The sequence below is a fragment of the Eubacteriaceae bacterium ES3 genome, from assembly GCA_030586155.1.
Taxonomy (GTDB): domain Bacteria; phylum Bacillota; class Clostridia; order Eubacteriales; family Eubacteriaceae; genus Acetobacterium.
Genome location: CP130741.1, coordinates 381,116 through 402,758 on the forward strand (window position 1 = coordinate 381,116; position 21,643 = coordinate 402,758).

Here is a 21,643-nt window from a genome sequence, read left to right on the forward strand (position 1 = left end):
TATGAACATTTATTTATCCCACAAATTGGATCCTAAAGATTTGGCGTGGCCTGGAGAACCGACAGTAAAAGTTAGGCAGGCAACTGAAATTAATGATGAAACACCTTTTAACAGTTTTGTTACGGAACTGCCAAATCATTGTGGTACCCATTATGATGCGCCTAAACACTTTAACCCCAATGGCCTGAGAATTACAGAACTGCCGATGGAGTATTTTGTATTTGAAAAGGTTTTGCTCATTGATCTGCCTAAAAAGGCCTGTGAAGGTGTGACCGTTGAGGATTTAAAAGCTTATGAAGACGAAATTAAAAAAGTTGACTTGTTGCTGATTAGAACAGGGTTTGACAAAATTCGAAAAGAGGAACCGGAAACTTACCAGATGAAAGGGCCTTTCCTGACACCGGAAACCTGTTTGTATATGGTCAATACTTTTGACAACTTGAAAACGGTTGGCTTTGATTTTTTGGCAATTGGTTCACCCTGTAACGAACTGGCCGGGATTGCCCACCAAAATCTGTTGGGATTTAATACTGAAAAATTCATCACCGCTATCGAAGATATGCATTTAGAAGAAATTGGTGATAAAAAAATAAAATCAGTTGTTGCAGCTCCGCTGCGAATTGTCGATGTGGACAGCAGTCAGGTAACGGTAATTGCCAGCCTTGAGGACTAATATAAAAGCCAGGTTAATCCTGGCTTATTTTTGTTTTTGGTACCAGAAGCTGACGCTCTCGGCGATTACAGCTTCAATGGCGCCTTCATCCTTATTTTTAAGGCAGTTTAGGATGTCGTAGTGGAAGCGTTCGGCATTGTCAAAAAGCTCATCGGTTGTGATGGTATCTTCAATGGATAGGGAAAAGACTTCATAGATGCCGTTGACAATATTTGATATATAGGGATTATCACAGAGATCGGCAATCATAACATGGTATTTAAAATCCAGGTAGGCGGCTTTTTCTTTATCGCCAGATTCATAAGTTTGGCGGATACTTTTGATATGGTCTTCGAGTCGGGCAAGATCTTCTGCACTTGCTTTTTTCATGGCTGTGCGCAGAACGGTTTCATCCATCAGTCGACGGAATTCCACCATATGGTCATCACTGCGGGCCTGAAACATGATGCTGTAAATAATGGGATTGAATATGGTTGGCGCGATATGATCACAGACATAGGTACCATCGCCGCGTTTGATGGTAACAACACCTAAGGCTGACAGGATTTTCATGGCTTCACGCAGGGAATTTCTGCCGACATTAAGTTCTTCCATTAATATAAATTCGCTGGGCAGTTTTTCACCGACCGGAAATTGCCCGGTAGATATAGCCTTGACAATGCGATCAATGATTTTGTCGACAATCGATCCACTGTCGATGGGTGCTAAACCGAGGTTGGATTTTTCAGGTTTGTGCATGAGATTCTCCTTAAGTTCGATTGATTCGTCGTAAAATGTAGGACGTATAAACATCTAATGAAATTATATCAGATTGTTAAGAAATAATCAATAAACAGCAAAGGTTTTCTATCATAAATCATGCTGATGTTTGTTGAACTAAAAGGTTGCCTGTGATATATTGAATAAAGTTTATTATAAGGGGTGGCCTGTGGATATCGGAATAGTAATTAATCAGATGCTCGAATTGTTTTTAATGCTGGGTTTGGGATATCTGGCTGCGCGAAAAAAAATTGTAAGTAATCAGTTTGGAAATGAATTGTCCCGATTGATATTAAATATTACCCTACCCTGTCTGATGCTTTCTTCAGTCGCAGCGATGCCGACGGATGCTGACCAAAGTACTGTAATTGTGATGTTTGTTCTTTCAATTCTGTTCTTCGCAATAATGCCATTTGTGGCATATGGTTTAACCAGAGTTTTGCGAATTAACCCTGAAGAGCGAAATCTCTATATTTATATGACTACCTGGTCTAATGTCGGCTTTATGGGTTTTCCGGTAATTGCATCGATTTTTGGAACAGGTGCAATTTTTTATGCAACGATTTTTAATCTGGTTTTCAACTTTTTTAATTTTACCCTGGGAATTGCCCTGATGTCCAAAGACGGATTTAAAAGCATTCGACTGAAGAATTTTCTGACGCCGGGTATTCTCTCAGCTGTTATTGCGGTAATATTGTTTATTTCTGGTATTGAAATACCTGAGCTTTTAAACAGTACATTCGAAACAGTTGGAAGTACAACCACGCCGCTGGCTATGATTGTAATAGGGGTATCGTTAGCAGGAATTTCCATGAAAAGTGTATTCACAGAGATTCGCCTTTATCCCTATCTGTTAATAAAACAAATTCTTTTTCCAATTGCAGCCTGGGCGGTTTTACGATCGGTTATTGAAAACACCTATATTCTGGGGATTATGGTTGTGATAATTGCTATGCCGGTAGCGACATCGGCTGTTTTATTCAGTAACCGTTATGAGAACAATGTTGCGCTGGCAACTAGGGGGGTTTTTTTAACGACCTTGTCTTCAGTTGTCACAATTCCGGTTATTTCATGGTTTTTGCTGGGGTAAGTATCCATGCTGGAAGTAATATTAAAAGTTGGAAGAAAGGGATAAATTAAATCCATTTAATTTATCCCTTTTACTTTAGTTTAAACTATGTTAGAATATTGGCATTCGTAAAGAAAATCAAAAGACATGTACAAGTCGAAGTGAAAACGTTTGTAAACAACTAAAAACAAAGAAGGTAGGAAAACAAATGGAATTAGAAAAAATCTTAGAGCTGGCTATGGAAAAGGGATTTTCCAAAGCGATTGAAATGGATGTAAATTCTATTGATTTAAAAGATGAAGTTAGACAGATGTGCCAGGATAATAAATGTCAGATTTATGGTAAAAACTGGGCTTGTCCTCCCGGATGCGGAAGTATCCCTGAATGTCGTGAAAAAGTGAAAGCTTACTCGAAGGGAATTCTCCTTCAGACAACTGGAGAGCTTGAGGATAGTTTTGACTTTGAGGGAATGGAAGAGATTAAAGAAGAACATGAAAAAAGCTTTACCGAACTGGTTGAAGTGCTGGCAGAACAGAAACTGACTATGCTGCCCCTGGGTGACGGATGCTGCACGATATGCAGCGAATGTACTTATCCAGACAAGCCTTGCCGTTTTCCAGAAAAGGCCATCTCTTCAGTAGAAGCCTATGGGATTTTAGTCAGTGAACTTTGTCAAAAAAATGAAGTCGACTACTATTATGGTCCTAATACCTTAACCTATGTTGGTTGTGTTCTTTTTGAATAGATTTTTATAAGAAGCAGTTTTCCAAAGCGCTATTTGCTTACGCAGATAGCGCTTTTTATGTTATAATCAGGATTAATGATTTTTAATGATGAGAGGCTAGCAGTAATGAAAAAGAATCGTGTTGCAATTATTATTGCAACAATTATAATTGGTGGAATAAGTGCCATTTCCTATTTTAGTTTTTATATTTACAGTCAGATTATCCGTGATGATATCATGAATATTTCCAAGCTGACGTCGACCAGCATCTATTCAGAAATTGACAATGAACTGACAAAGCCGATTTTTGTCAGTCTGACAATGGCGAATGACGCTTTTGTTAAAGAGTGGATAAATAATGAAGGGCAACGGCAGGAAACTGAGATTATCAATTATCTGGAAGGAATACGCAGTAAATACGACTATCAGTCTGTTTTTTTGGTTTCAGATCAGTCAAATAGGTATTATACCTATGATGGTCTGTTAAAAGTTGTTGACGATTCAAATAATCACGACCAATGGTATTATCAGTTTATGAAGCAGGACAATATCTATGCATTAGATGTCGATCAGGATGAGGCCAACAATCAGCTCTTAACAGTTTTTATTAATTGTAAAATATATGATGAAAATAACCAGGTGATTGGGGTGACCGGTGTCGGCATCGAAATGAACTATCTTCAAAATCTACTGCTGGAATTTGAAGATAATTATAGTCTTGAGGCTCTGCTGGTTGATTCTAATGGTCTGATTCAAGCCCACAGAAATGGCGATTATATTGAATCGGTGAATATCAATGATCTGGAAATGTACCAGGGGATTGGTCAGGCACTTTATGATAAATCTCAAGAGCTTAATGTTTTTGATGTAAATGAAGAGGCTCATGAAGAATTTGTAATCAGTCATTATATTGAGGAAATGGACTGGTATCTGATTGTTAGAAAAAACACTCAGATTTTGGCTGAGTCTTTATATAAGCAAATGTTTTATGACTTTATGTTTACGGTGCTGATCCTTATTTCAATTTTGTTTATAGTATTAAAGGTTTTAAAAAAGAACAATGATATCATTCGTGAAACAGCATTGCTTGATTCTTTTGGTGTTTTAATGAATCGTAAGGGTTTTGATGAAAAACTGAAGTATGTATTACGTTTTCAGGATGAAACGAAAGATCCCTGGTGTCTGTTTATGATGGATCTCGATGGATTTAAAAGACTAAATGACACACATGGTCATTTGCAGGGAGATGCAATTCTTAAGCAGGTAATGATTTTAGGTAAAAGTATTTTAGCGGATCATCTGATCACCCGCTGGGGTGGAGATGAGTTGAGTGGTATTATCTATCTAAAACATCAAGAAGCATATGCGTTACTGGAAAAGCTTAGAATAGCGATTGGTAAAGATCTTCTGCTGGCAGAATATAATATTTCAGTCAGTATTGGTTTGACACAGGCGACTGCTCAGGATTCCGAAGATTCAATTATCAAACGGGCAGACCAAGCTCTGTATGCAGCTAAATCCCGTGGAAAAAATCAGGTAGTCTATCAATAAAAAAAGCAGTCTGAAAACAGTTTTACTGAATTCAGACTGCTTTTTTTATTGTTGTAGCAGAGGGAGGTTTTGGAGAAAATCGGCAGCCAGCTCATTGGTCATCAGCTTTTCATAGAGGATCTGATGATCCAGCACCAGGATAGTCTGATCGGCAGCATCTTCTGGTGAAAAGATGCCGGTTACGGAAGATGAAATACCAACTGTGCGGATTTGATTTAAATTGATCTCCAATACATTATTGAGCTGATCGACCTGCAAAGCGATACGTTCTGTTTCAGATAATTGAAGAACCAATAAGCTGGAGGTGCTCAGCAGATCCTGCTGGTTGTTAAAGAGTTCGCTAAGGCTGACCACAGTTATAAAATTACCCTCATATTCAACGGCCCCTTTGATGGGACCTGAAATCCCCGGCATTGAGATGACACCTTCCATATCCAGTGCTTCCAGGACATAGGATTGGTCGAGTCCATACATCTGACCGTCAATCGAGAAGGTGGCCAGTTTGACAAAGGGATCATTCATAGAGAAATAGATATCCACCTGCTCAATTTCAGCAGATTTATGTTCTTTAATGTGGCTTGTGCTGGTATCAGCCAGTTTAACAAAAACAAAGGCCAGGATGTCATTCTGGTAGCCATCACTTTCTTTATACTCCCGATAGCTTGAGGAGCAGGCACAGCCAACGGAGGTATAAGAACCATCATCGTTTAGAATTCTGGAGACTGATGATCCATTTTCAATGGTGAAGAAATCATTGTCGAGCTGCAGACTGGAGCCTACCGGGTGATTGGGATTAGTAGAAGCGATGATTGTCTTGTTGCGGTCCGTAAAGAGGGCATAGGTACTTTCACTAATGGATTCTTCAAGAATACGCTGGAACTGATCTTCACTGTCGAAAGCAATGCCAATCCCGCCGACCACGCGACCAGGATGGTCGATATCGGTAACAGAAGCACCGTAAATATAAGTGGGACGACTATCGTATAAATCTGTCTGTTCGAACGGTGACACAAAGTATAGTTCGGGTTGTGAATTATAAAGGATATTTTTGATATATTGGTCATTAAGCGTTTTTCCGATGTCTTCTGAACACTTAGGATTTGAAACTGCTAGAATAGTGCCGGTTTGATCAAAGAGAAAGAGATTTGTATAGACCGTATAAAGGCCGTTGATATAGACTAAAATATCAGTTAATTGACTCTTTTCGGATTCGATGAGTCTGTCTTTGGCAAGAAGCTGGCGGAAGGTGGAATTTAGAGCCCACCATCGGCAGTCATTGGCTCTTTCGTATAGATTTCTGTCCATAATTTCGACACAGAGTGAAGCTGTAAATTTCGAATCAATCAGGCTGTTGGAGACTACCGTTGAAAAAAGGCCGGTAACAGAACTCTGGAAGAGGTCGCTTGTTTCGGTGCCGATTCGTCCGATAGCCCGCAAAAGGGGTTTTAGTCGCGTGTATTCATCCTGCAGTGACTCATCACGGGCAATAATTTGGCCATTGTAGACGATTCTTCGCAGGGCGCTGTTAATGGATTCAGTTTTTAGGGTAATAGCACCTAATTTATCGGAAAAAGCATTGTTAAGTGACAAAAGTTTTTCCCGGATTGTTTCATTGAGCTCTGTCAGATCGTCCTTTTCATGACAGGCAATATTTAACGGCAACATGATGTGTCCGCGCCAGCCAAGTCCCATATAGCCCTGATAGCCGTTGGTAGGAACTGTTTTCGAAATCGACGAAATACCGTGATAGAATTCAATTCCGGTAACGCCGGGATCAACGGGTTCAACGGTGACACCAAGGGGAACATGATTGGGGTCACTACTGGCGATTACTTTGTTGTCGGTATCGATAATCGAGATGACTGAGCCGTCGTAGTCTCGGGTAAGTTTACTGAAAATTCCGTCCATTTCATTTTCAAAACGAAAACAGAGACAGATAACACCAATCGTTGCCCCCTTGTCAGTGATTTTGCTGGTGAAAATATGGGCGCGTTCCTTATTAGGGCGGAGGTCTGATTTTTGAAAGGCTTCGACAAAACTGTCTGATGTTGTTCTGGTTGTTTCAATAATAGGATCATTGATAATCATATTCAGGATAGGGTTGTCCGGATCCAGATTGGCAATGACCTGATTATTCTGATCGAGAATAATGATTTCATCATAGACAGAATATTTGGCTACATATTCTTTCAGGCGGTTTTGAATTTGATAGAGAGCATCATCAGTTCGGCTATCCATTTTTATAAAATTTCGGATATCATCGTCCATGGCCAGAAAACCGACATCGGCCGTGCGTTCGTAGAGGTTTCTGATCAGTAGATCAATTTGGACCTGAGTTTTTGAGATAATCTTTTGTTCAATAATTCTTAACTTTTCAGAAATTAATGTATCGATAAGTTCCTGTTTTAAACTAAAAAAGCTTTTTTGGATACTGGTAACATTGGGGAGAACGTTTTTAGACTGAATCGGGCAATTGATTTCACAGAGTAACTTGATGTTGTCCCATTGACTGTTCAGTTCAGAAATTCTTTTGTCATAGTCCATGACATCCTGCATATGGGAAAGAAAGTCTTTGTTTTTGTAAATAATCATTTTAGTCTCCTGTCGTTTGATGGATTTTAAAAATTCCTGGATTTTGTATGAATGAGCAAGCAATCCTGTTCTTGTAGTTAGATTTATAGTGCAGATTGACAACAAATAGAGCAATACTTTGTGATTACATAAAGATGGTATCACAAAATTTTTACCCGCAGTTATAACATAATAACACTGAAAATAAATCAAATTTAAATAAATTTAGTTGCTGATGTGGATAAAATTAAGAGACGGATGGATGTAAATGCTAATATTTATAAAAGTGTAGTTATTTGCAATAGATACAAAAAAATGAGTAAATCAATAAATTTAAGATAAATAGACTTAAAAAATGTTATATGCATATAATTGCTGCTTAAAAAAGTTTGCTTCAACAGGGAATGATACCAGAATTTCGTAAATAAAAAGAACTAAGAAGAAGCATTGAGTAAAATCATCTAAAGAAATTCTTGTGTCGCAATATAAACGCTTTATTAAATGGATTGCGTGATGGCAAACAAAAAATCAAAAGATAAAGATTTCTCAATAATTGATAAATTTATTGTTTTACGATATCGTAAAACAATAAATTACACTAAAAAAAGGTTGACAGTGATATTAAATAAGATTAATATTAGATTACATTAATCAGCAGGTAAATAGAAATTCAGCATATTGTTGAATGGCGAATTGTAATCGCTGACATTTTGATAATGAGAAACCTATAAGCTCGTTATTTTTAACCAAGTAAATAGATGGCCTGAGATTAAAAGTCCTATAATGTGTTAAATCCGGTAATCTTTTTTGGAGAGAAGAATACCGTATTTTATAAAATTAATATTAAATTAAAACAAATCAGGAGGAAAAAAACATGTCAAAAATTGAAGAAGTAAAAGCAAAAGTTGAAGCGGGTAAATCTAAGCTGGTACCAGGTCTTGTTCAGGAAGCATTGGATGCAGGCGATGCGCCACAGGATATTTTAGCTGGGATGATTGAAGCCATGAGTGTTGTTGGTGATAAATTCTCAAAAGGCGAAATCTTTGTTCCTGAAATGCTGATTGCAGCAAAAGCAATGTCTAAAGGTGTTGATGTATTAAAACCTGTTATGGCAGGAGATGGATCATCCTCTTTAGGAACATGTGTAATCGGAACGGTTGCAGGAGACCTTCATGATATTGGCAAAAACCTTGTTTCAATGATGATTGAAAGTGCCGGATTTGACATGGTAGATCTTGGTGTTGATGTTCCTGCTGAAAAATTTGTTGAAGCAGCAAAAGAAAACAATAATGTAAAACTGGTTGCCTGTTCTGGTCTTTTGACGACAACAATGCCAGCCTTAAAAGAAGCAGTGGCTACTATTAAAGGCAGCGGATTAGATGTGAAAGTTATTGTCGGTGGCGCACCGGTTACCCCTGAATATGCTGAAGAAATTGGTGCTGATGCTTATGCTCCAGATGCCGGAACTGCAGCTGTTAAAGCTAAAGAAGTAATTGGCGCATAAATAACTAAGATTTAGGTCGAATGCTTCCTTCATGCATTAGCTGAAGAGAGCATTCTAGTGTTTAGTTGGCATTTAAATGGACATTTGATTGAATAAAGGAGAATGAATATGTTAACAAAAAGACAGAATCTTATTGAAACCATCAAAGGTGGAAATCCGGATCGGTTTGTAAAACAGTATGAGTTCATGAATATCATTATGGAAGCACCTATGGGCGCTATGGCAGGACCCGGGCAGACAATTGTTAATGACTGGGGCATTACCTTCACCTGGCCTGAAGGACAGCTGGGCGGATTCCCGGTTCATGATGATGAACATATTGTCCTTAAGGATATTACAAAATGGCGTGATGTCGTTAAAGCGCCATCTGTTGATTATCCGGAAGAACGTTGGGCAGCTGCCATTGAACATGCGAATAGTGTCGACCGTAATGAAGAATATGTGACTTGTTTTATGGCACCAGGTCTTTTTGAAATGACTCACCATCTGATGAGCATGGAAGAAGCTATGATGGCACTTTACGAAGAACCGGAAGATATGCATGATCTGATTGATTATCTGGTCGAATATGAAATTGCCTATGCTAAGCAACTAATTGATCATCTGCATCCTGACTGTATTTTCCATCATGATGATTGGGGAAGCCAGAGAGCATCCTTCTTATCACCGGAAATGTTTGATGAATTCTTCTTACCGGCCTATAAGAAAGTATATGGTTTCTTGAAAGATAATGGTGTTGAACTGATTGTTCATCATAATGACTCCTATTCTGCTAATTTGGTTCCATCGATGATCGAGATGGGCATTGATATCTGGCAGGGTGTTATGTCAACCAATAATACTCCGGAAATGATTAAAAAATATGGAGAAAAGATTACCTTTATGGGAGACATCGATAGTGGTGTGATTGACTTTCCAGGTTGGACTAAAGAAATTATTATGGAAAAAACTAAAGAAGCCTGCGAACGGTGCGGAAAACTTTACTTTATTCCTAGTGCCAGCCATGGTTTGAATTTTGGCTGTTTCCCAGGTGTCTATGAAGCTACTGATGAAGCCATCGATGAAATGAGCAAGCAAATGTTTTAACTTCACTAACCAGCTAACCTCAATACCTCAATATATAAAAGCATGGAAATGAAAATTTCTGTGCTTTTTTTGTATATATTCTAATATAGTACATCTTGAAGATTCTTGACAATGGATAAAAACTTTTATATGCTTAAAAGGTATAAGGAGGTTGAGATGAAAAAATTTTTTGATGAATTTAAAAGTTTTTTACTGAAGGGTAATGTTATTGATCTGTCCATTGCTGTAATCATCGGTGCTGCATTTCAGGCGATTGTAACTTCATTTACCAGTGATATTATTTCGCCGGTTTTGGGGATTTTTGCAAAAAATGATTTTAGCAATTTGGTTTGGTCGGTTGCTGGTGTGGAAATTCGATATGGAGCTTTTTTGACAGCAGTCATCAACTTTGTCATTATGGCTTTTGTGATATTTTTGATGCTCAAGCTGGTAAAACGGCTTAAAGGACTTAAAAAAGAGCAAGCCAAAGAAGAAAAGAAAACTAAGACCTGTCCTTATTGCTTTACAGATATTGCAATTAAGGCCAGTCGCTGTCCCAATTGCACATCTGCCCTAAAAGAACAGTTGCCAGGTGATTAAAAAGCTTGTGATTAATCACATAAATTATTATAATTAAAACAATGAAATCTTATTAAGGAAGTGAAAAATGAGCTTTGAATTAATTAAACATCTGCCATCGCCGCAGGAAATCTTTGAAATGCTTCCCTTATCAGAAGCTGGGAAAAAAGCAAAGGCGCAGCGAGATCAGATGATTAAAGATGTTTTTGAGGGCAAGGATGACCGGTTTATTTTGATTATCGGCCCCTGTTCAGCAGATAACGAAACTGCGGTCATTGATTATGTTGGACGGCTAAAAGAGATTCAGAAAGAAGTTGAAGACCAGATCATAATCATTCCCCGGATTTATACTAATAAACCCAGAACTACAGGTTTAGGATATAAAGGGATGCTTCACCAGCCGGATGCCAATAAGGAATCCAATATGCTGGAAGGGATTAAAGCGATTAGAAAGCTGCATATCCGAGCCATTGAGGAAACCGGTCTTTCCTGTGCTGATGAAATGCTTTATCCGGAAAATTATGCTTATCTTTCGGATCTTTTAAGTTATGTTGCTATTGGCGCCCGTTCAGTAGAAAACCAGCAGCATCGTTTGACTTCCAGTGGTCTGGAAATTCCAGTAGGAATGAAGAATCCAACTAGTGGAGATATTACAGTAATGCTCAATGCCATCAAAGCAGCCCAAAGCGAGCACACCTTTATTTTTAGAGGCTATGAGGTAAAAACCAACGGGAATCCTCTTTCTCACACGATTATGAGGGGATCAGTGGACCAGTATGGTAGAAATTTCCCTAATTATCATTATGAGGATATTATGCATCTGATAAATGAATATGAAAAACGGGATTTCGAGAACCCGGCTATCATTATTGACCTTAACCATTCCAATTCAAACAAACGATTCGATGAGCAGCCGCGTATCGCCAGAGAAGTAGTCAGAAATCGCCATTACGATGATAAGATGAAAAAATATGTAAAAGGTTTGATGATTGAAAGTTATATTGAGGAAGGAACTCAGGCTGTTGATGGCGGTGTTTATGGGAAGTCTATCACCGATCCATGTCTCGGCTGGGAAATATCTGAAAAACTAATAAAAGAAATTGCCAAAAAGCTGTAAATTACGTGAAACAACGAGCCATGCGGCTCTAAAAAATAGAAAAAGAAGCAGAAAACAAACTCGTTTGTTTTCTGCTTCTTTTTCTATTTTTTAGAAGGAAGGAGCCATCTGGCGACTGACGCGACGAGGTGGAGCGATAGCGGAACCGAGTGCCGCATGGTTCGTTGTTTCACGCCAGTAAGTTATGTGGAGGCTATAGAGCGAAGCCTGCGATGAGGTCTTTATCCCAATTCAAAGCTTGTAATCCCATAAACTTCGTCCCAGGGAAGAGCCGGTATATCCTCTGTGTACATTCGGGCAGTTTCGAAAACAAATTCCATATTGTATTTTTCAACCAGCGCTAGGGCAGCGTGGTTTTCTGTGGAAATATCCAGAAATACAGGTCTTTGTTGAGAGAAATGAAGAAGGCTTAAAAAAAGCTTTTCAGCAATTTCGGGTGATTCAGCGTAGAGAGGACCGATCTTAAAACCGAGATAACATTGGCGAATGGTTCCTAAACCTTTTATGTTATTTTGATTATCCTGATAGACCAGGGTTTTAGCGGTGTCTGTGGCCAGCCAGGATTTTAGAAAATTTTCACGAAGGGAAGGAAAATGGGCTGCGTCGTAGGCCAGCAAATTTTCAAAATTAACGAGGGGGGCAGAAACAATGTGTTGAGGTAATTTGTTGGAGGTTTTTGTAAATGACTGAAGTTTAAAGCGCATATTGGTGTGGGCCAGGGTGAAACCGGATTTTTTATAGTTATCCTGTTGTGCTACTACGCCATCCAAGCCGATATTTAAATCGTCAAGGTAGTTCATAGCCCGCTGCCAGATTGAAAGACCAAAGCCATAACCCCTAAAGTCCTCTTCTACCATATAAAGTCCAATGAATCCAAAGCCGTTATATCTGACCGCGGAAATGCAGGAAATTCGTTCATTGTTGTATTCACCGATAAAAAAACCTTTGGGATCGGCAGAAAAAAAGGCGGGCCCGTCATTAAGACCGGGATTCCAGCCCTCTTTTTTGGCCTTTTTGATAAAATATTTAATGTCTACATCGTTTGCCTGTCGTATCTGATAAAGCTCAGTTAACATGAGGTCACTCCTTTAGGAAATAGTGTACAATCATATATACCAATTATTTTTTTAAATAATCGCAATTCTCTTAAAAACTTTTTATATAGTGTGAAATATTTGCCCTTATATATTATGTAATGATTTCGATAGAATTGGTTTGATTAATTTTAAAATATGTTGGTATAAAATTGAGTAGATAGGTTGCAAGATTTTATGATTGAATTAGGAAAATTGAAGGTGAAAAAATGGAACAGCAAAAACAATTAAGAGAAATGATATTAAAAACATTTAAAGAGCGTTATACATGTAAAGGCTATGACGCGACTAAAAGAGTATCAGACGAAGATTTCAAAGTGATAATGGAGGTTGCACGGCTATCACCTAGTTCCATGGGCCTTGAACCATGGAAGTTTGTACAAATTGAAAACAAAGAAATCAAAGAACGGCTGAAACCTATTGCCTGGGGAGCAAAAGCCAGTCTTGAAGGTGCCAGTCATTTTGTTGTTATTCTAGCTAGAAAGCCGAAAGATTTAAGCTTTAATTCTGACTATGTGGAATATATTATGAATGATATTCAGCATTTTGAAGAACCGCTAAGGTCGCAAAGGAAGGAAAAACTTAAGGACTTTCAGAAAAATGATTTAAAAATCACTGGTGATGAACGGCTATTTTTTGAATGGGCATGTCGGCAGACCTATATTCCGCTGGCTAATATGCTAACCGCAGCAGCGATTCTAGGTGTGGATTCGACTCCGATGGAAGGATTTAATTACGGACAAGTCGAGAAAATACTTGAAGAGGAAAAAATTCTCGATAAAAGTCACTTTGGGGTGGCGACAATGATTGCTTTTGGCTATAAAAATAGAGACCATCGACCTAAAACAAGGCGCAATATGGATGAAATTTTTGAAGTATTTAAATAAAAAAGGAATAAGTCTTTAATACTATGACTCTAGACGGAGATTACACAATATTTTGAATTCTGAAAAAGACTTAAGACTGATTAAACAAAATATAAAGGTTTAGGCGTACAATAAGAATATTATTAGTTTATTTCGAATAGGTATTTATGAGACAGTGATATAAATTGGACCGGAAAAGCAGTTAAAGAATATTTTCCGGAATAAGCAGAAATGCTTGACTGTAGGGAGAAAGTTCTTTGAGTGTGCAGCTAGTTTTTATAAATACCAAATAATTGTAAAGGTGGATTGATTATTTGGACCCATATCAGATATTGGGAGTACCTCATGACGCCAGTGATGAGGATGTCTCTAAAGCGTATAAAAAACTGGCAAAAAAATATCATCCTGATTTAAACCCCGGAGATCAGCTGGCAGCTAAAAAGATGAGTGAGATTAATGCCGCATATGATCTGATTAAGAGTGGGAAGTTTAATCCGGCTTATCAGAATGCTGGTGGTCAGAAGCCCTCATCAGGAAGTCAGAGAACCTGGTCAAGCTCTAGAAGTGCTGGAGCGGATCCTTATGAAGACTTTGATCCTTTTGAATGGATTTTTGGTGCGTCATACAGACAGCAGAAACGTTATAGTGTTGAAGCGGCAATGAATTTTGTTAATATGGGAAATTATGATGCGGCACTTGATGTACTTGCTCATATTTCCAGGCGTGATGCCCGGTGGTATTATTGCTCAGCGGCAGCAAACTATGGCGCCGGCTACCGGGAAACGGCTATTTTACATGCTGAGAAAGCTGTGGAAATGGAACCGGGAAATGGCGAATATGAACATTTACTCAGACAGATGCAGGGGAGGGGAAGCTCCTTTGGCAGACGAACTGCAGGAGGCTTTTCGCCGCTAGGCACGATTGTGAAGTTCTTCTTGGGGCTTTACGTCTTACAGACATTGTTTTCATTTGTCAGATTGATCTTTTAATAAGGAGGACCTTAATTGCTGCAGAGTATAAAAAACAGACTGATTCGTTTTATGATTGGACGTTACGGAATTGACCAGCTCTATTATGCTGGATTGTTTCTGGCGCTGGGAATTATGATTATCAATATGGCAGTGAACTCAAGTATTCTGATGTGGGTTTCCTATCTGGTCCTATTTGTTAATATTGCTCGAAGTTTTTCCAGGAATATTGCAAAACGGCGGAAAGAAAATGAGTTCTTTTTAAAATTCTGGAATCCTGTCAGAAAAGAAACAAAATTCTTTTTTAGAAGAATCAAGGAATTTCGGACGGCCAGATATAAGACTTGTCCGCATTGTAAAAAGAAATTAAAACTTCCAGTTAAACGGGGGAAGAACACTGTAAACTGTCCCAATTGCCATGAGACCTTTAATGTCAGAACGTTTCTGTAATAAAAAAAAGCCATTTAGGCTTTTTTTTATTTTAAAGCATTAAATTTTATTCAGTTCGTTTTGAACAAAGGCGATTTCTTCTTCGAGGTTATCAAGGTTTTCATATTTCTTTTGATTTTTGAGGTCGAAATTTTTCATAATAGTAATCTCAGAAAAAGATTCGCATCCAAATTTTTTGTAAAAATTGGAAGAGCAGACCGCAGGACAGCCATTTAAAGCCACAAAAGTGGTGTCGTTGGGAGCAGATTCAATAATCTCAGCAGAGATTTTGGGGATAATCTGAGCCATTTCTTCAAAATGGTTGGCAACGGCATTTGTCATTTTACTTACATTACAACCGCCTGGGCAAGGTGAAATAATGTGTTTCATAGTAATCTCCTTAGTATTGTATATGATTGAAGTATTCAGCCGTGGTCAGATCCATTGCGGCCAGCAAGTTTTCGATCCCTTTTAATCTTAGGCGATAATGGACTTCTACACCGACTTTCTGACTTTCCAGAATGCCGGCATCTTTTAGGATTCTTAAATGCTGAGAAAGGTTGGCCTGACTGAAGTCAAAAAGCCTGTTTAGTTCGCAGACGCATTGGGGTGAATCAATTAAAAACTTGACGATCTCCAATCGAACAGGATGGCCTAGCGCCTTAAAAATTTTTACGGATATATCATTTGCGTTCATTATTGCCTCATTTCTTTCAGTGGATTTTGACCACTTGTATATATATTATAAAAAAATTTCAGCAATTTGACAATGCCGATTAATCAGCTTTTAGAAACAGTTAAAGTTTGATGCCCTTCAGCTGCGATTCGAAAGAAAAATCTAATGCAGCTGACATAAAGGCATTAAAATCTTCGAAAGATGTAGTGTTTTGAACGTGTTGGTCAAAGATTTCTGGTGGAATTGCATCAAAACTTTCCTGAGAATATACTTCTAAGTCACAAGCGCTAAAAAAATTATCGAGGTTTTTGAAATTTGTTTTGGCTTGCATAAAAGCTGGGCATAAATAAAACTTTATAGCTGAGTAATCACGATTTTTAATTTGGGCTGACATGTTATATTCTCCTATTCTGTTTCATAACCCAGTAGTTGCAGGTGCGATTCCAGACTCAGATAATTTGGTGCAAAAGCCTCTTCTTTAATATGCGGGCAGTCGTTGAGATGCGCAGTTCCCAAAATAAGTTTTGAAGAAAAAGCCATGCAGGAAGGTTGTGAGCAGTCCCGGCATCCCCTTTTTTGTGGCAATAGTTTGTAAAGCTGGATGGCATTAGGACGTTCTCGGGTTTCGTTATTAGGGGTTATGTTTTCCCTGTTCTCCCAAGTTTCATTAATTAAATCAAAAATATGGTCAATCATCTCATAACATTCAGATTCATTAGTCAGCTGAGTGCAGGTTAAATCCTGATCATGAATATTAACAATATGACTTTCAATTTTATAGGTAAAAGTTTGGGCTGCAGGTATATAGAGTCCGGTTTTTATAACGCTATTTAAATAAGGCATCACTTCTGGCACAGCATTACTCATTTTGGCCCGAAATTTAATCCGGCCACCGCCGGTTGTGCAGGGTTTGATATAGACAAGATTGATGGATGACAGAATCATTGTTTGTTCTCCTTTAAATACGTTTTAAGCCCTGTGACTAAAGCATTAATATCGTCGGATTCGTTAAAGTAGCCAATTCCGATACGGCAAGTTCCCCGGTTGACAGTGCCAATCAGTCGATGGGCGCTGGGAGCACAGTGAAGACCAGACCGAATCATAATCTGATATTTTTGATCCAGATAATAAGCGACTTCTTCCGGTGCTTCTCCAGCAAGGTTGAAAGCAATAACGCCAACTGTTTTCGCTGGATCACGAGGGCCATAGATTTCGATGCCCGGAACTGTTTTTAATTGTTCAAGAGCATAATTCATAAGTGTAGATTCTTTGTTAGCGATAAGATCAAGACCGGTTTTTTGAATGAACGCAATGGCTTTTCCCAGACCGATTATTCCGCTAACATTCATGGTGCCGGCTTCAAGGTGGTTGGGGTAGTAATCGGGCTGATATTCATAGGCGGAGTCACCGCCGGTGCCTCCGGAAATCAATGGGTGGATATTGACATCGCAGTTGACAACCAGACCGCCAGTTCCCATTGGGCCAAGCAGACTTTTGTGACCGGTAAAGGCCAGAAGATCAATGTTGTGTGCCTGAACATCAATTGGCAGGACACCAGCAGACTGAGCGGCATCCACTAGAAAAAGAAGACCATTTTCGTGTGCCAGTTGACCAATTTGTTCAATCGGCTGAATCGTCCCCAATACATTGGAAGCATGGGTAAAGACAATCATTTTGGTCTGTGGTGTTAGGGCGGTTCTCACGTCGGCAATACTGGTTTCCCCGCTTTGGTTAGCGGGGACTGAGGTGATTGAAATACCGCGATCCCTTTCCAGGGTTTTTAAACACCGCCAGACGGCATTATGTTCTAGTGAGCTGGTAACAACATGATCGCCATCTTGTAATATTCCCTGCAGGGCCAAGTTCAGGGATTCGGTAACAGATGAAGAAAAAACAACCGTTTTAGGATCGGGGTGGTTAAAAAGCTGAGCCAGCTGTTTTCTGGTTTGATAAACCAAACCGTCGGCAATAATAGCCTTTTCATAAGCCCCTCTCCCGGAAGTTCCACCGTTGTTGACCATATAGTCATAAACCGATTCAGAAACACTCAAGGGTTTGGGAAAGGAAGTTGCGGCATTGTCAAGGTAAACGCTCATTTTATTCTCCTTGTAATAAATTTAAGGATAGCAATTCATAATTAAATAATGATATGCTTACATATTATCATAGCCTGTTTTAAAAAGTGCGTCAATTGAATTAAGAGGTAGAATTTTGATTTCGTTGTCTATTATAAGCTAAATAATAACGTATAAAAGAGTTGAAATTTTGATGTTTAGAAAAATTGATTGATTATCGGATGGAAATATCTGATAATGGAATTATCAAAAAAGGTTGAAGTTGGCAAAGCTATTCATGGTGTGCTGGGAAAACACCTGAAGATAAGTGCTATGCCATTACTAATGGACGAAAAAACAGTGGTCCTGTTAAGCCGACTAATAGGTGATTTTGTCTAGGTTCAATTCAGGAGAATGGGAAAAATAATGAAAAAAACAATGCAAGAAACAATGGAACTGAAACGGGTGTATATCGAACTGACCAACCGTTGCAATCTGGATTGTCAGATGTGCTTCAGGCACAGTTGGGAAACTGTTGAAGGTGATATGGATTTTGAAATGCTTAAAAGGCTGAAAAAACAGATCGAAGAAATTGGAACAGTCAATGAAATTTTCTTTGGCGGAATTGGCGAGCCAACGATCTATCCCTATTTTAAAGAAGCGGTAGAATTATTTAAAGACTATCGTTTGCTGATAACCAGTAACGGAATTATGCCACAGGAAACAGCCAAAATTTTATGTGAAAATTTTGGTGCTGTATTTTTTTCGGCTGATCAGTATCATGAGGAAACTCAGGGACTTAAAGATCAGCTGATAAAGACTTTTGAATATTTTGCTGATTATCATCGAAGAACCCGCTCATCTACCCCTAAAACGGGAATCGCCTATGTGTTGACAAAAAGTAATCATGAAGAGTTGTTTGAGATTCTGGAGGTAATGCGACATTACGGATTTCATCGACTCAATCTTTCTCATTTGATGCCGCTTTCCCAAGAAGGAGAAGATGAGATATTTTATACCCGCTATGAAAATGTCGAGGGTAAAAAGTTCAGAGATAAAATGTATACCTATCGGGATATCAAAGTCAATATGCCTGATATGGAATTAAAAACCGAACGGCGATGTGATTTTATCGATAAAGGTTATATCTACATCGATGCAAGTGGTGAGGTAATTTCCTGCTATCGTTTAGCTAATACCTATGATGAAGTTGTTTTTGGTGAAAAGAAGCGGGTGATTAAACATTCCTTTGGCAATGTGAAAGAGACTCCGCTAAAAGAAATCATTGAAGGCAAAGACTATCAGGATTTTTGGCATACAATTTACAACAATCAGTATCCATCGTGTGTAGACTGCGATCTGCGTGGTGGTTGCAGTTTAGTGGAAGATACAAAATATGACTGCTATTTTAATACGCCATCCTGTTCTGATTGTCTTTGGGTCAGAAATTTTATTCGCTGTCCATAGAAGTTGAAGGGTCGATGAACCTTTATAAATGGAAAATATTAAATTTAGGATTGACTCGGAGAAATTCCGGGTGTACAATATCCATAAGCAAATAATTAAATAATAAAGAGGTAAATGATATGAGTCAGGAATTGCCAGGATTTTTAATGTGTGTCTGTACTGGAAAGTGCCCAGGTTTTCAGGCTATGGATATATGGGATTTTATCAATCAGGTGAGAGTAGAACTGCCAGTGGAGTATGCTTTCATCCATCCCCAGTTATGCGAAGAGGATGGCGATCGTTTTTTGGCGGATTTTTTAAAAAGCCACCGCAAGGTGATTATTGGAGCCTGTGCCCCAAATATGCAGAAAAAAATGTTCAAGGATGCTTTTAAAGAAGCCGGACTTGACGTGATGGAAGATGCAGTGATGTTGGATATTCGTGATATGACCAACGAAGAAGCTTTCGAGAAAGTAGAAGAAAAGCTCGAAGAGATGGGATATGAGGTGTAACCATGAGTGAATCAACCTTTATGGGTGTGGACCGGGAGAAAATTGACTGGTGTCCAACCATTGATTATGATAAATGCAACGATTGTATGGATTGTGTAGAGTTTTGCCCACATAAGGTTTTTGAGGTGAGAGAAAATGAAACGCCAAAACTAATTGTCAAAAATCCTAAGAACTGTGTGGTTTTTTGTCGTGCCTGTTCTAAAACGTGTGGATTGGATGCGTTGTCATTCCCTGATAAAAATGAGACAACAAGAAAAATCAAGGCAACTCGTAAAGCGGAAAAGGCAGCTAAGAAAGAGGCGGAAGAATGAAATGTATACTGCCTTGCAACGGACTTGATAAATGTGCCGGATTGGTTTCTGCCCAGACTGCTATCGAACTGAGTAAACAGGAAGGTTGGGAGCTGGTTTGTCCGGTACTCCTAAATCAGAATAAAAGCCCTTATGAAAAGGTGCTTTCCCAGGGGGAGCTGGTAGTGCTTGATGGGTGTAATACCCGGTGTGCCAGCAAATTGGTGCAAAGCCTGGATTTAAAGTTTAAAGATAAGCTGAATGTCAGCGAGGTGGCCAAGTCTCTTGATGTGAAGCTGGGCAAGGAATTGGCTGTAAATGATTCAACCAGGGAAGTTCAAAAGGCCTTGATTGAAAAACTGACTCAGGCTGAGGATAAAAAGGAAACTACGAGCTTTGAAATGGGCTCTATCGACTATGATTCCTTCATGGAAGGCAAGTTTGTTTTCAAAGTGCCTAAAGAAGGCTTTCATTTTAATGAAAATGACTGCTGGATTTATGTATCGGGAAAGACAGCCAGAATTGGTGTTAGCGATTATGTTCAGCAGAATCTTTCAGATATTCTCTATGTGGATTCGCCAGAAATTGGAGATGAAGTTGAGCAGTTTGATGATTGCGGCAGTATCGAATCGGGCAAGGCGGTTTTTGAGATCATTTCACCGGTATCCGGAACAGTAATCGCGGTAAATGAGGAACTCCAGGATTCACCTGAATTGATCAATGAAGCTCCTTACGAAAAGGGCTGGTTGGTGGAACTTGAATTAACTGATGAACTTCAGGATGATTTGGAGATTCTCCATGATGGACCATCCTATTTTGAATATCTGAAAAAGAAGGTGGCAGAAGATGTCTAAAATTAAAGTATTGCCCTGCTCTGGGATTGGAAAAGTTCTGGGGCTTTTGGCGCGTGAATCGGTGTTGCTGGTCACTCAGGACAAATGCCCAGAAGAAACAGAGACCCTGTGTCTGGCCCAGCTTGTGACTGGTGATGATGAAGTACTCAAGCGGATAAATGGTGAAACTTGTATTACCATGGATGGCTGTCCCAAGAAATGTGCTTTAAAAAGTGTCGAAGCAGCCGGTGGTAATGTGGCCAAAAGTTTTAAGGTAGCTGATTATATGAAGGCACATCGGGGTGAAGATCATGGCACGGCTACGGCTTTGACTGCTGACGGCTGGAATTATGCCGAAGAGCTGGCTGACAAAATGGCTGAGATGGTTGAACAGCTTAGGGGGGAGATCTGATGAGTGAAAAAAAAATCGGTGTTGTTGCCTGCAGCGGTGAAGAATGTCTGGGAGGAACTATTTCGCGATTGGCAGTAAGAAAAATTATGGAAGAAGATCGCCCGGGGACGACCACGACTTTGTGTCTGCCTCTTTTTATTGCTGGTGATGGCGGTGAACGGGAGTTTGCCAAGAACTATCCGACTATAGCAGTTGATGGCTGCTCAAAATGCTGTGCCAAGCGATCTATTGAAAAATTCAGTAGTCAAGTGGCAGGTAGCGTAGACATTGAAAAGATCTTCGGGATTGAAAAGGCTTTGGCGAAACCTTTATCAACTAGAAATGTGACCAAAGCGCACCGGGAAATGGTAGATGAAGTTAGTATTGAAATTTTAAAGATTTATGATGAACTTTAAACCCTATTTAGACTATGTCTAAAATTGATAGTCGATTTAGATAATTTGTATCTTAT

26 protein-coding genes are annotated in these 21,643 nt (G+C 39.0%); 18 read left to right on the forward strand and 8 right to left on the reverse strand.

Annotated elements, in window-relative coordinates; genetic code table 11:
• The first annotated feature begins 1 nt into the window (after position 1).
• Positions 2-673 (forward strand): cyclase family protein, encoded by a 672-nt coding sequence (locus Q5O24_01675; protein ID WKY48065.1) that lies wholly within the window; start codon positions 2-4, stop codon positions 671-673.
• 24 nt (positions 674-697) lie between these two features.
• Here Q5O24_01675 and Q5O24_01680 read toward each other — a convergent pair whose 3' ends face one another.
• On the reverse strand, positions 698-1,411 hold the full coding sequence (locus Q5O24_01680; protein ID WKY48066.1) for a FadR/GntR family transcriptional regulator: 714 nt from the start codon (positions 1,409-1,411) through the stop codon (positions 698-700).
• A 190-nt stretch (positions 1,412-1,601) separates the two neighbouring features.
• Here Q5O24_01680 and Q5O24_01685 point away from each other — a divergent pair, with 190 nt between their 5' ends.
• The 3 genes from Q5O24_01685 (at position 1,602) to Q5O24_01695 (ending at position 4,776) form a co-directional block, all read left to right on the forward strand.
• Positions 1,602-2,522 carry an AEC family transporter gene (locus tag Q5O24_01685; GenBank protein WKY48067.1) on the forward strand — a complete coding sequence of 307 codons (921 nt, stop codon included), beginning with the start codon at positions 1,602-1,604 and terminating at the stop codon, positions 2,520-2,522.
• A gap of 187 nt (positions 2,523-2,709) precedes the next feature.
• On the forward strand, positions 2,710-3,246 hold the full coding sequence (locus Q5O24_01690; protein ID WKY48068.1) for a DUF2284 domain-containing protein: 537 nt from the start codon (positions 2,710-2,712) through the stop codon (positions 3,244-3,246).
• A 105-nt stretch (positions 3,247-3,351) separates the two neighbouring features.
• Positions 3,352-4,776, forward strand: coding sequence for a sensor domain-containing diguanylate cyclase (locus tag Q5O24_01695; protein ID WKY48069.1), 1,425 nt, complete (start codon positions 3,352-3,354; stop codon positions 4,774-4,776).
• Between the two features lie 45 nt (positions 4,777-4,821).
• Here Q5O24_01695 and Q5O24_01700 read toward each other — a convergent pair whose 3' ends face one another.
• The gene (locus Q5O24_01700; GenBank protein WKY48070.1) at positions 4,822-7,368 is read right to left on the reverse strand and encodes a chemotaxis protein CheW; all 2,547 of its coding nucleotides are present in this window, start codon (positions 7,366-7,368) and stop codon (positions 4,822-4,824) included.
• Between the two features lie 853 nt (positions 7,369-8,221).
• On the opposite strand from Q5O24_01700, the gene Q5O24_01705 reads away from it, so the two are divergent.
• From Q5O24_01705 to Q5O24_01720, 4 genes are all read left to right on the forward strand, one after another.
• The gene (locus Q5O24_01705; protein ID WKY48071.1) at positions 8,222-8,851 is read left to right on the forward strand and encodes a corrinoid protein; all 630 of its coding nucleotides are present in this window, start codon (positions 8,222-8,224) and stop codon (positions 8,849-8,851) included.
• A 108-nt stretch (positions 8,852-8,959) separates the two neighbouring features.
• The gene (locus tag Q5O24_01710) at positions 8,960-9,937 is read left to right on the forward strand and encodes a uroporphyrinogen decarboxylase family protein (protein ID WKY48072.1); all 978 of its coding nucleotides are present in this window, start codon (positions 8,960-8,962) and stop codon (positions 9,935-9,937) included.
• A gap of 156 nt (positions 9,938-10,093) precedes the next feature.
• Positions 10,094-10,516: a large conductance mechanosensitive channel protein MscL gene (gene mscL, locus Q5O24_01715; protein ID WKY48073.1), complete on the forward strand. Its 423-nt coding sequence runs from the start codon at positions 10,094-10,096 to the stop codon at positions 10,514-10,516.
• A 67-nt stretch (positions 10,517-10,583) separates the two neighbouring features.
• Positions 10,584-11,612, forward strand: coding sequence for a 3-deoxy-7-phosphoheptulonate synthase (locus Q5O24_01720; protein ID WKY48074.1), 1,029 nt, complete (start codon positions 10,584-10,586; stop codon positions 11,610-11,612).
• Between the two features lie 221 nt (positions 11,613-11,833).
• Here the strand turns inward: Q5O24_01720 and Q5O24_01725 are convergent, their stop codons facing one another.
• Positions 11,834-12,688: a hypothetical protein gene (locus Q5O24_01725; protein WKY48075.1), complete on the reverse strand. Its 855-nt coding sequence runs from the start codon at positions 12,686-12,688 to the stop codon at positions 11,834-11,836.
• A 227-nt stretch (positions 12,689-12,915) separates the two neighbouring features.
• Between Q5O24_01725 and Q5O24_01730 the strand changes: the two genes are divergently transcribed.
• From Q5O24_01730 to Q5O24_01740, 3 genes are all read left to right on the forward strand, one after another.
• Positions 12,916-13,593: an NAD(P)H-dependent oxidoreductase gene (locus Q5O24_01730; protein WKY48076.1), complete on the forward strand. Its 678-nt coding sequence runs from the start codon at positions 12,916-12,918 to the stop codon at positions 13,591-13,593.
• A 293-nt stretch (positions 13,594-13,886) separates the two neighbouring features.
• Positions 13,887-14,561, forward strand: a complete 675-nt coding sequence (locus Q5O24_01735) for a DnaJ domain-containing protein (protein ID WKY48077.1) — start codon at positions 13,887-13,889, stop codon at positions 14,559-14,561.
• 15 nt (positions 14,562-14,576) lie between these two features.
• A complete protein-coding gene (locus Q5O24_01740) occupies positions 14,577-14,990 on the forward strand; it encodes a hypothetical protein (protein WKY48078.1) in 414 nt (137 codons plus the stop codon).
• A 39-nt stretch (positions 14,991-15,029) separates the two neighbouring features.
• Here the strand turns inward: Q5O24_01740 and Q5O24_01745 are convergent, their stop codons facing one another.
• The 5 genes from Q5O24_01745 to Q5O24_01765 all read right to left on the reverse strand — a co-directional run bounded on the left by Q5O24_01745 (position 15,030) and on the right by Q5O24_01765 (position 17,741).
• Complete coding sequence (locus Q5O24_01745) at positions 15,030-15,359, reverse strand: putative zinc-binding protein (GenBank protein ID WKY48079.1); 330 nt, start codon at positions 15,357-15,359, stop codon at positions 15,030-15,032.
• Positions 15,360-15,369: 10 nt separating this feature from the next.
• On the reverse strand, positions 15,370-15,666 hold the full coding sequence (locus Q5O24_01750; GenBank protein WKY48080.1) for a metalloregulator ArsR/SmtB family transcription factor: 297 nt from the start codon (positions 15,664-15,666) through the stop codon (positions 15,370-15,372).
• Between the two features lie 100 nt (positions 15,667-15,766).
• Positions 15,767-16,039: a hypothetical protein gene (locus tag Q5O24_01755; protein ID WKY48081.1), complete on the reverse strand. Its 273-nt coding sequence runs from the start codon at positions 16,037-16,039 to the stop codon at positions 15,767-15,769.
• An 11-nt stretch (positions 16,040-16,050) separates the two neighbouring features.
• Complete coding sequence (locus Q5O24_01760) at positions 16,051-16,590, reverse strand: (Fe-S)-binding protein (protein ID WKY48082.1); 540 nt, start codon at positions 16,588-16,590, stop codon at positions 16,051-16,053.
• Entirely contained in the window at positions 16,587-17,741 is a 1,155-nt protein-coding gene (locus tag Q5O24_01765) for an aminotransferase class V-fold PLP-dependent enzyme (protein ID WKY48083.1), read from the reverse strand. The genes Q5O24_01760 and Q5O24_01765 overlap by 4 nt, the downstream gene beginning before the upstream one ends.
• Positions 17,742-17,957: 216 nt before the next feature.
• Between Q5O24_01765 and Q5O24_01770 the strand changes: the two genes are divergently transcribed.
• The 7 genes from Q5O24_01770 (at position 17,958) to Q5O24_01800 (ending at position 21,587) form a co-directional block, all read left to right on the forward strand.
• Positions 17,958-18,098 carry a hypothetical protein gene (locus Q5O24_01770; protein ID WKY48084.1) on the forward strand — a complete coding sequence of 47 codons (141 nt, stop codon included), beginning with the start codon at positions 17,958-17,960 and terminating at the stop codon, positions 18,096-18,098.
• Positions 18,099-18,125: 27 nt separating this feature from the next.
• Positions 18,126-19,166, forward strand: coding sequence for a radical SAM protein (locus Q5O24_01775; GenBank protein ID WKY48085.1), 1,041 nt, complete (start codon positions 18,126-18,128; stop codon positions 19,164-19,166).
• Between the two features lie 119 nt (positions 19,167-19,285).
• Complete coding sequence (locus tag Q5O24_01780; protein WKY48086.1) at positions 19,286-19,657, forward strand: hypothetical protein; 372 nt, start codon at positions 19,286-19,288, stop codon at positions 19,655-19,657.
• Between the two features lie 2 nt (positions 19,658-19,659).
• Positions 19,660-19,968, forward strand: a complete 309-nt coding sequence (locus tag Q5O24_01785) for a ferredoxin family protein (protein WKY48087.1) — start codon at positions 19,660-19,662, stop codon at positions 19,966-19,968.
• Positions 19,965-20,801 carry a glycine cleavage system protein GcvH gene (gene gcvH / locus Q5O24_01790; protein WKY48088.1) on the forward strand — a complete coding sequence of 279 codons (837 nt, stop codon included), beginning with the start codon at positions 19,965-19,967 and terminating at the stop codon, positions 20,799-20,801. Before Q5O24_01785 ends, gcvH begins: the two co-directional genes overlap by 4 nt.
• Positions 20,794-21,192, forward strand: a complete 399-nt coding sequence (locus Q5O24_01795) for a putative zinc-binding protein (protein ID WKY48089.1) — start codon at positions 20,794-20,796, stop codon at positions 21,190-21,192. The genes gcvH and Q5O24_01795 overlap by 8 nt, the downstream gene beginning before the upstream one ends.
• Positions 21,192-21,587: a putative zinc-binding protein gene (locus Q5O24_01800; GenBank protein WKY48090.1), complete on the forward strand. Its 396-nt coding sequence runs from the start codon at positions 21,192-21,194 to the stop codon at positions 21,585-21,587. Before Q5O24_01795 ends, Q5O24_01800 begins: the two co-directional genes overlap by 1 nt.
• The last annotated feature ends 56 nt before the right edge of the window (positions 21,588-21,643 follow it).

Coding starts and splice junctions, on each gene's coding strand:
- Q5O24_01675 (WKY48065.1), top strand. CDS start 2: ATGAACATTTATTTATCCCACAAATTGGATCCTAAAGATTTGGCGTGG.
- Q5O24_01680 (WKY48066.1), bottom strand. CDS start 1,411: ATGCACAAACCTGAAAAATCCAACCTCGGTTTAGCACCCATCGACAGT.
- Q5O24_01690 (WKY48068.1), top strand. CDS start 2,710: ATGGAATTAGAAAAAATCTTAGAGCTGGCTATGGAAAAGGGATTTTCC.
- Q5O24_01695 (WKY48069.1), top strand. CDS start 3,352: ATGAAAAAGAATCGTGTTGCAATTATTATTGCAACAATTATAATTGGT.
- Q5O24_01700 (WKY48070.1), bottom strand. CDS start 7,368: ATGATTATTTACAAAAACAAAGACTTTCTTTCCCATATGCAGGATGTC.
- Q5O24_01705 (WKY48071.1), top strand. CDS start 8,222: ATGTCAAAAATTGAAGAAGTAAAAGCAAAAGTTGAAGCGGGTAAATCT.
- Q5O24_01710 (WKY48072.1), top strand. CDS start 8,960: ATGTTAACAAAAAGACAGAATCTTATTGAAACCATCAAAGGTGGAAAT.
- mscL (WKY48073.1), top strand. CDS start 10,094: ATGAAAAAATTTTTTGATGAATTTAAAAGTTTTTTACTGAAGGGTAAT.
- Q5O24_01720 (WKY48074.1), top strand. CDS start 10,584: ATGAGCTTTGAATTAATTAAACATCTGCCATCGCCGCAGGAAATCTTT.
- Q5O24_01725 (WKY48075.1), bottom strand. CDS start 12,688: ATGTTAACTGAGCTTTATCAGATACGACAGGCAAACGATGTAGACATT.
- Q5O24_01730 (WKY48076.1), top strand. CDS start 12,916: ATGGAACAGCAAAAACAATTAAGAGAAATGATATTAAAAACATTTAAA.
- Q5O24_01745 (WKY48079.1), bottom strand. CDS start 15,359: ATGAAACACATTATTTCACCTTGCCCAGGCGGTTGTAATGTAAGTAAA.
- Q5O24_01750 (WKY48080.1), bottom strand. CDS start 15,666: ATGAACGCAAATGATATATCCGTAAAAATTTTTAAGGCGCTAGGCCAT.
- Q5O24_01755 (WKY48081.1), bottom strand. CDS start 16,039: ATGTCAGCCCAAATTAAAAATCGTGATTACTCAGCTATAAAGTTTTAT.
- Q5O24_01760 (WKY48082.1), bottom strand. CDS start 16,590: ATGATTCTGTCATCCATCAATCTTGTCTATATCAAACCCTGCACAACC.
- Q5O24_01765 (WKY48083.1), bottom strand. CDS start 17,741: ATGAGCGTTTACCTTGACAATGCCGCAACTTCCTTTCCCAAACCCTTG.
- Q5O24_01770 (WKY48084.1), top strand. CDS start 17,958: ATGGAATTATCAAAAAAGGTTGAAGTTGGCAAAGCTATTCATGGTGTG.
- Q5O24_01775 (WKY48085.1), top strand. CDS start 18,126: ATGAAAAAAACAATGCAAGAAACAATGGAACTGAAACGGGTGTATATC.
- Q5O24_01780 (WKY48086.1), top strand. CDS start 19,286: ATGAGTCAGGAATTGCCAGGATTTTTAATGTGTGTCTGTACTGGAAAG.
- Q5O24_01785 (WKY48087.1), top strand. CDS start 19,660: ATGAGTGAATCAACCTTTATGGGTGTGGACCGGGAGAAAATTGACTGG.
- gcvH (WKY48088.1), top strand. CDS start 19,965: ATGAAATGTATACTGCCTTGCAACGGACTTGATAAATGTGCCGGATTG.
- Q5O24_01795 (WKY48089.1), top strand. CDS start 20,794: ATGTCTAAAATTAAAGTATTGCCCTGCTCTGGGATTGGAAAAGTTCTG.
- Q5O24_01800 (WKY48090.1), top strand. CDS start 21,192: ATGAGTGAAAAAAAAATCGGTGTTGTTGCCTGCAGCGGTGAAGAATGT.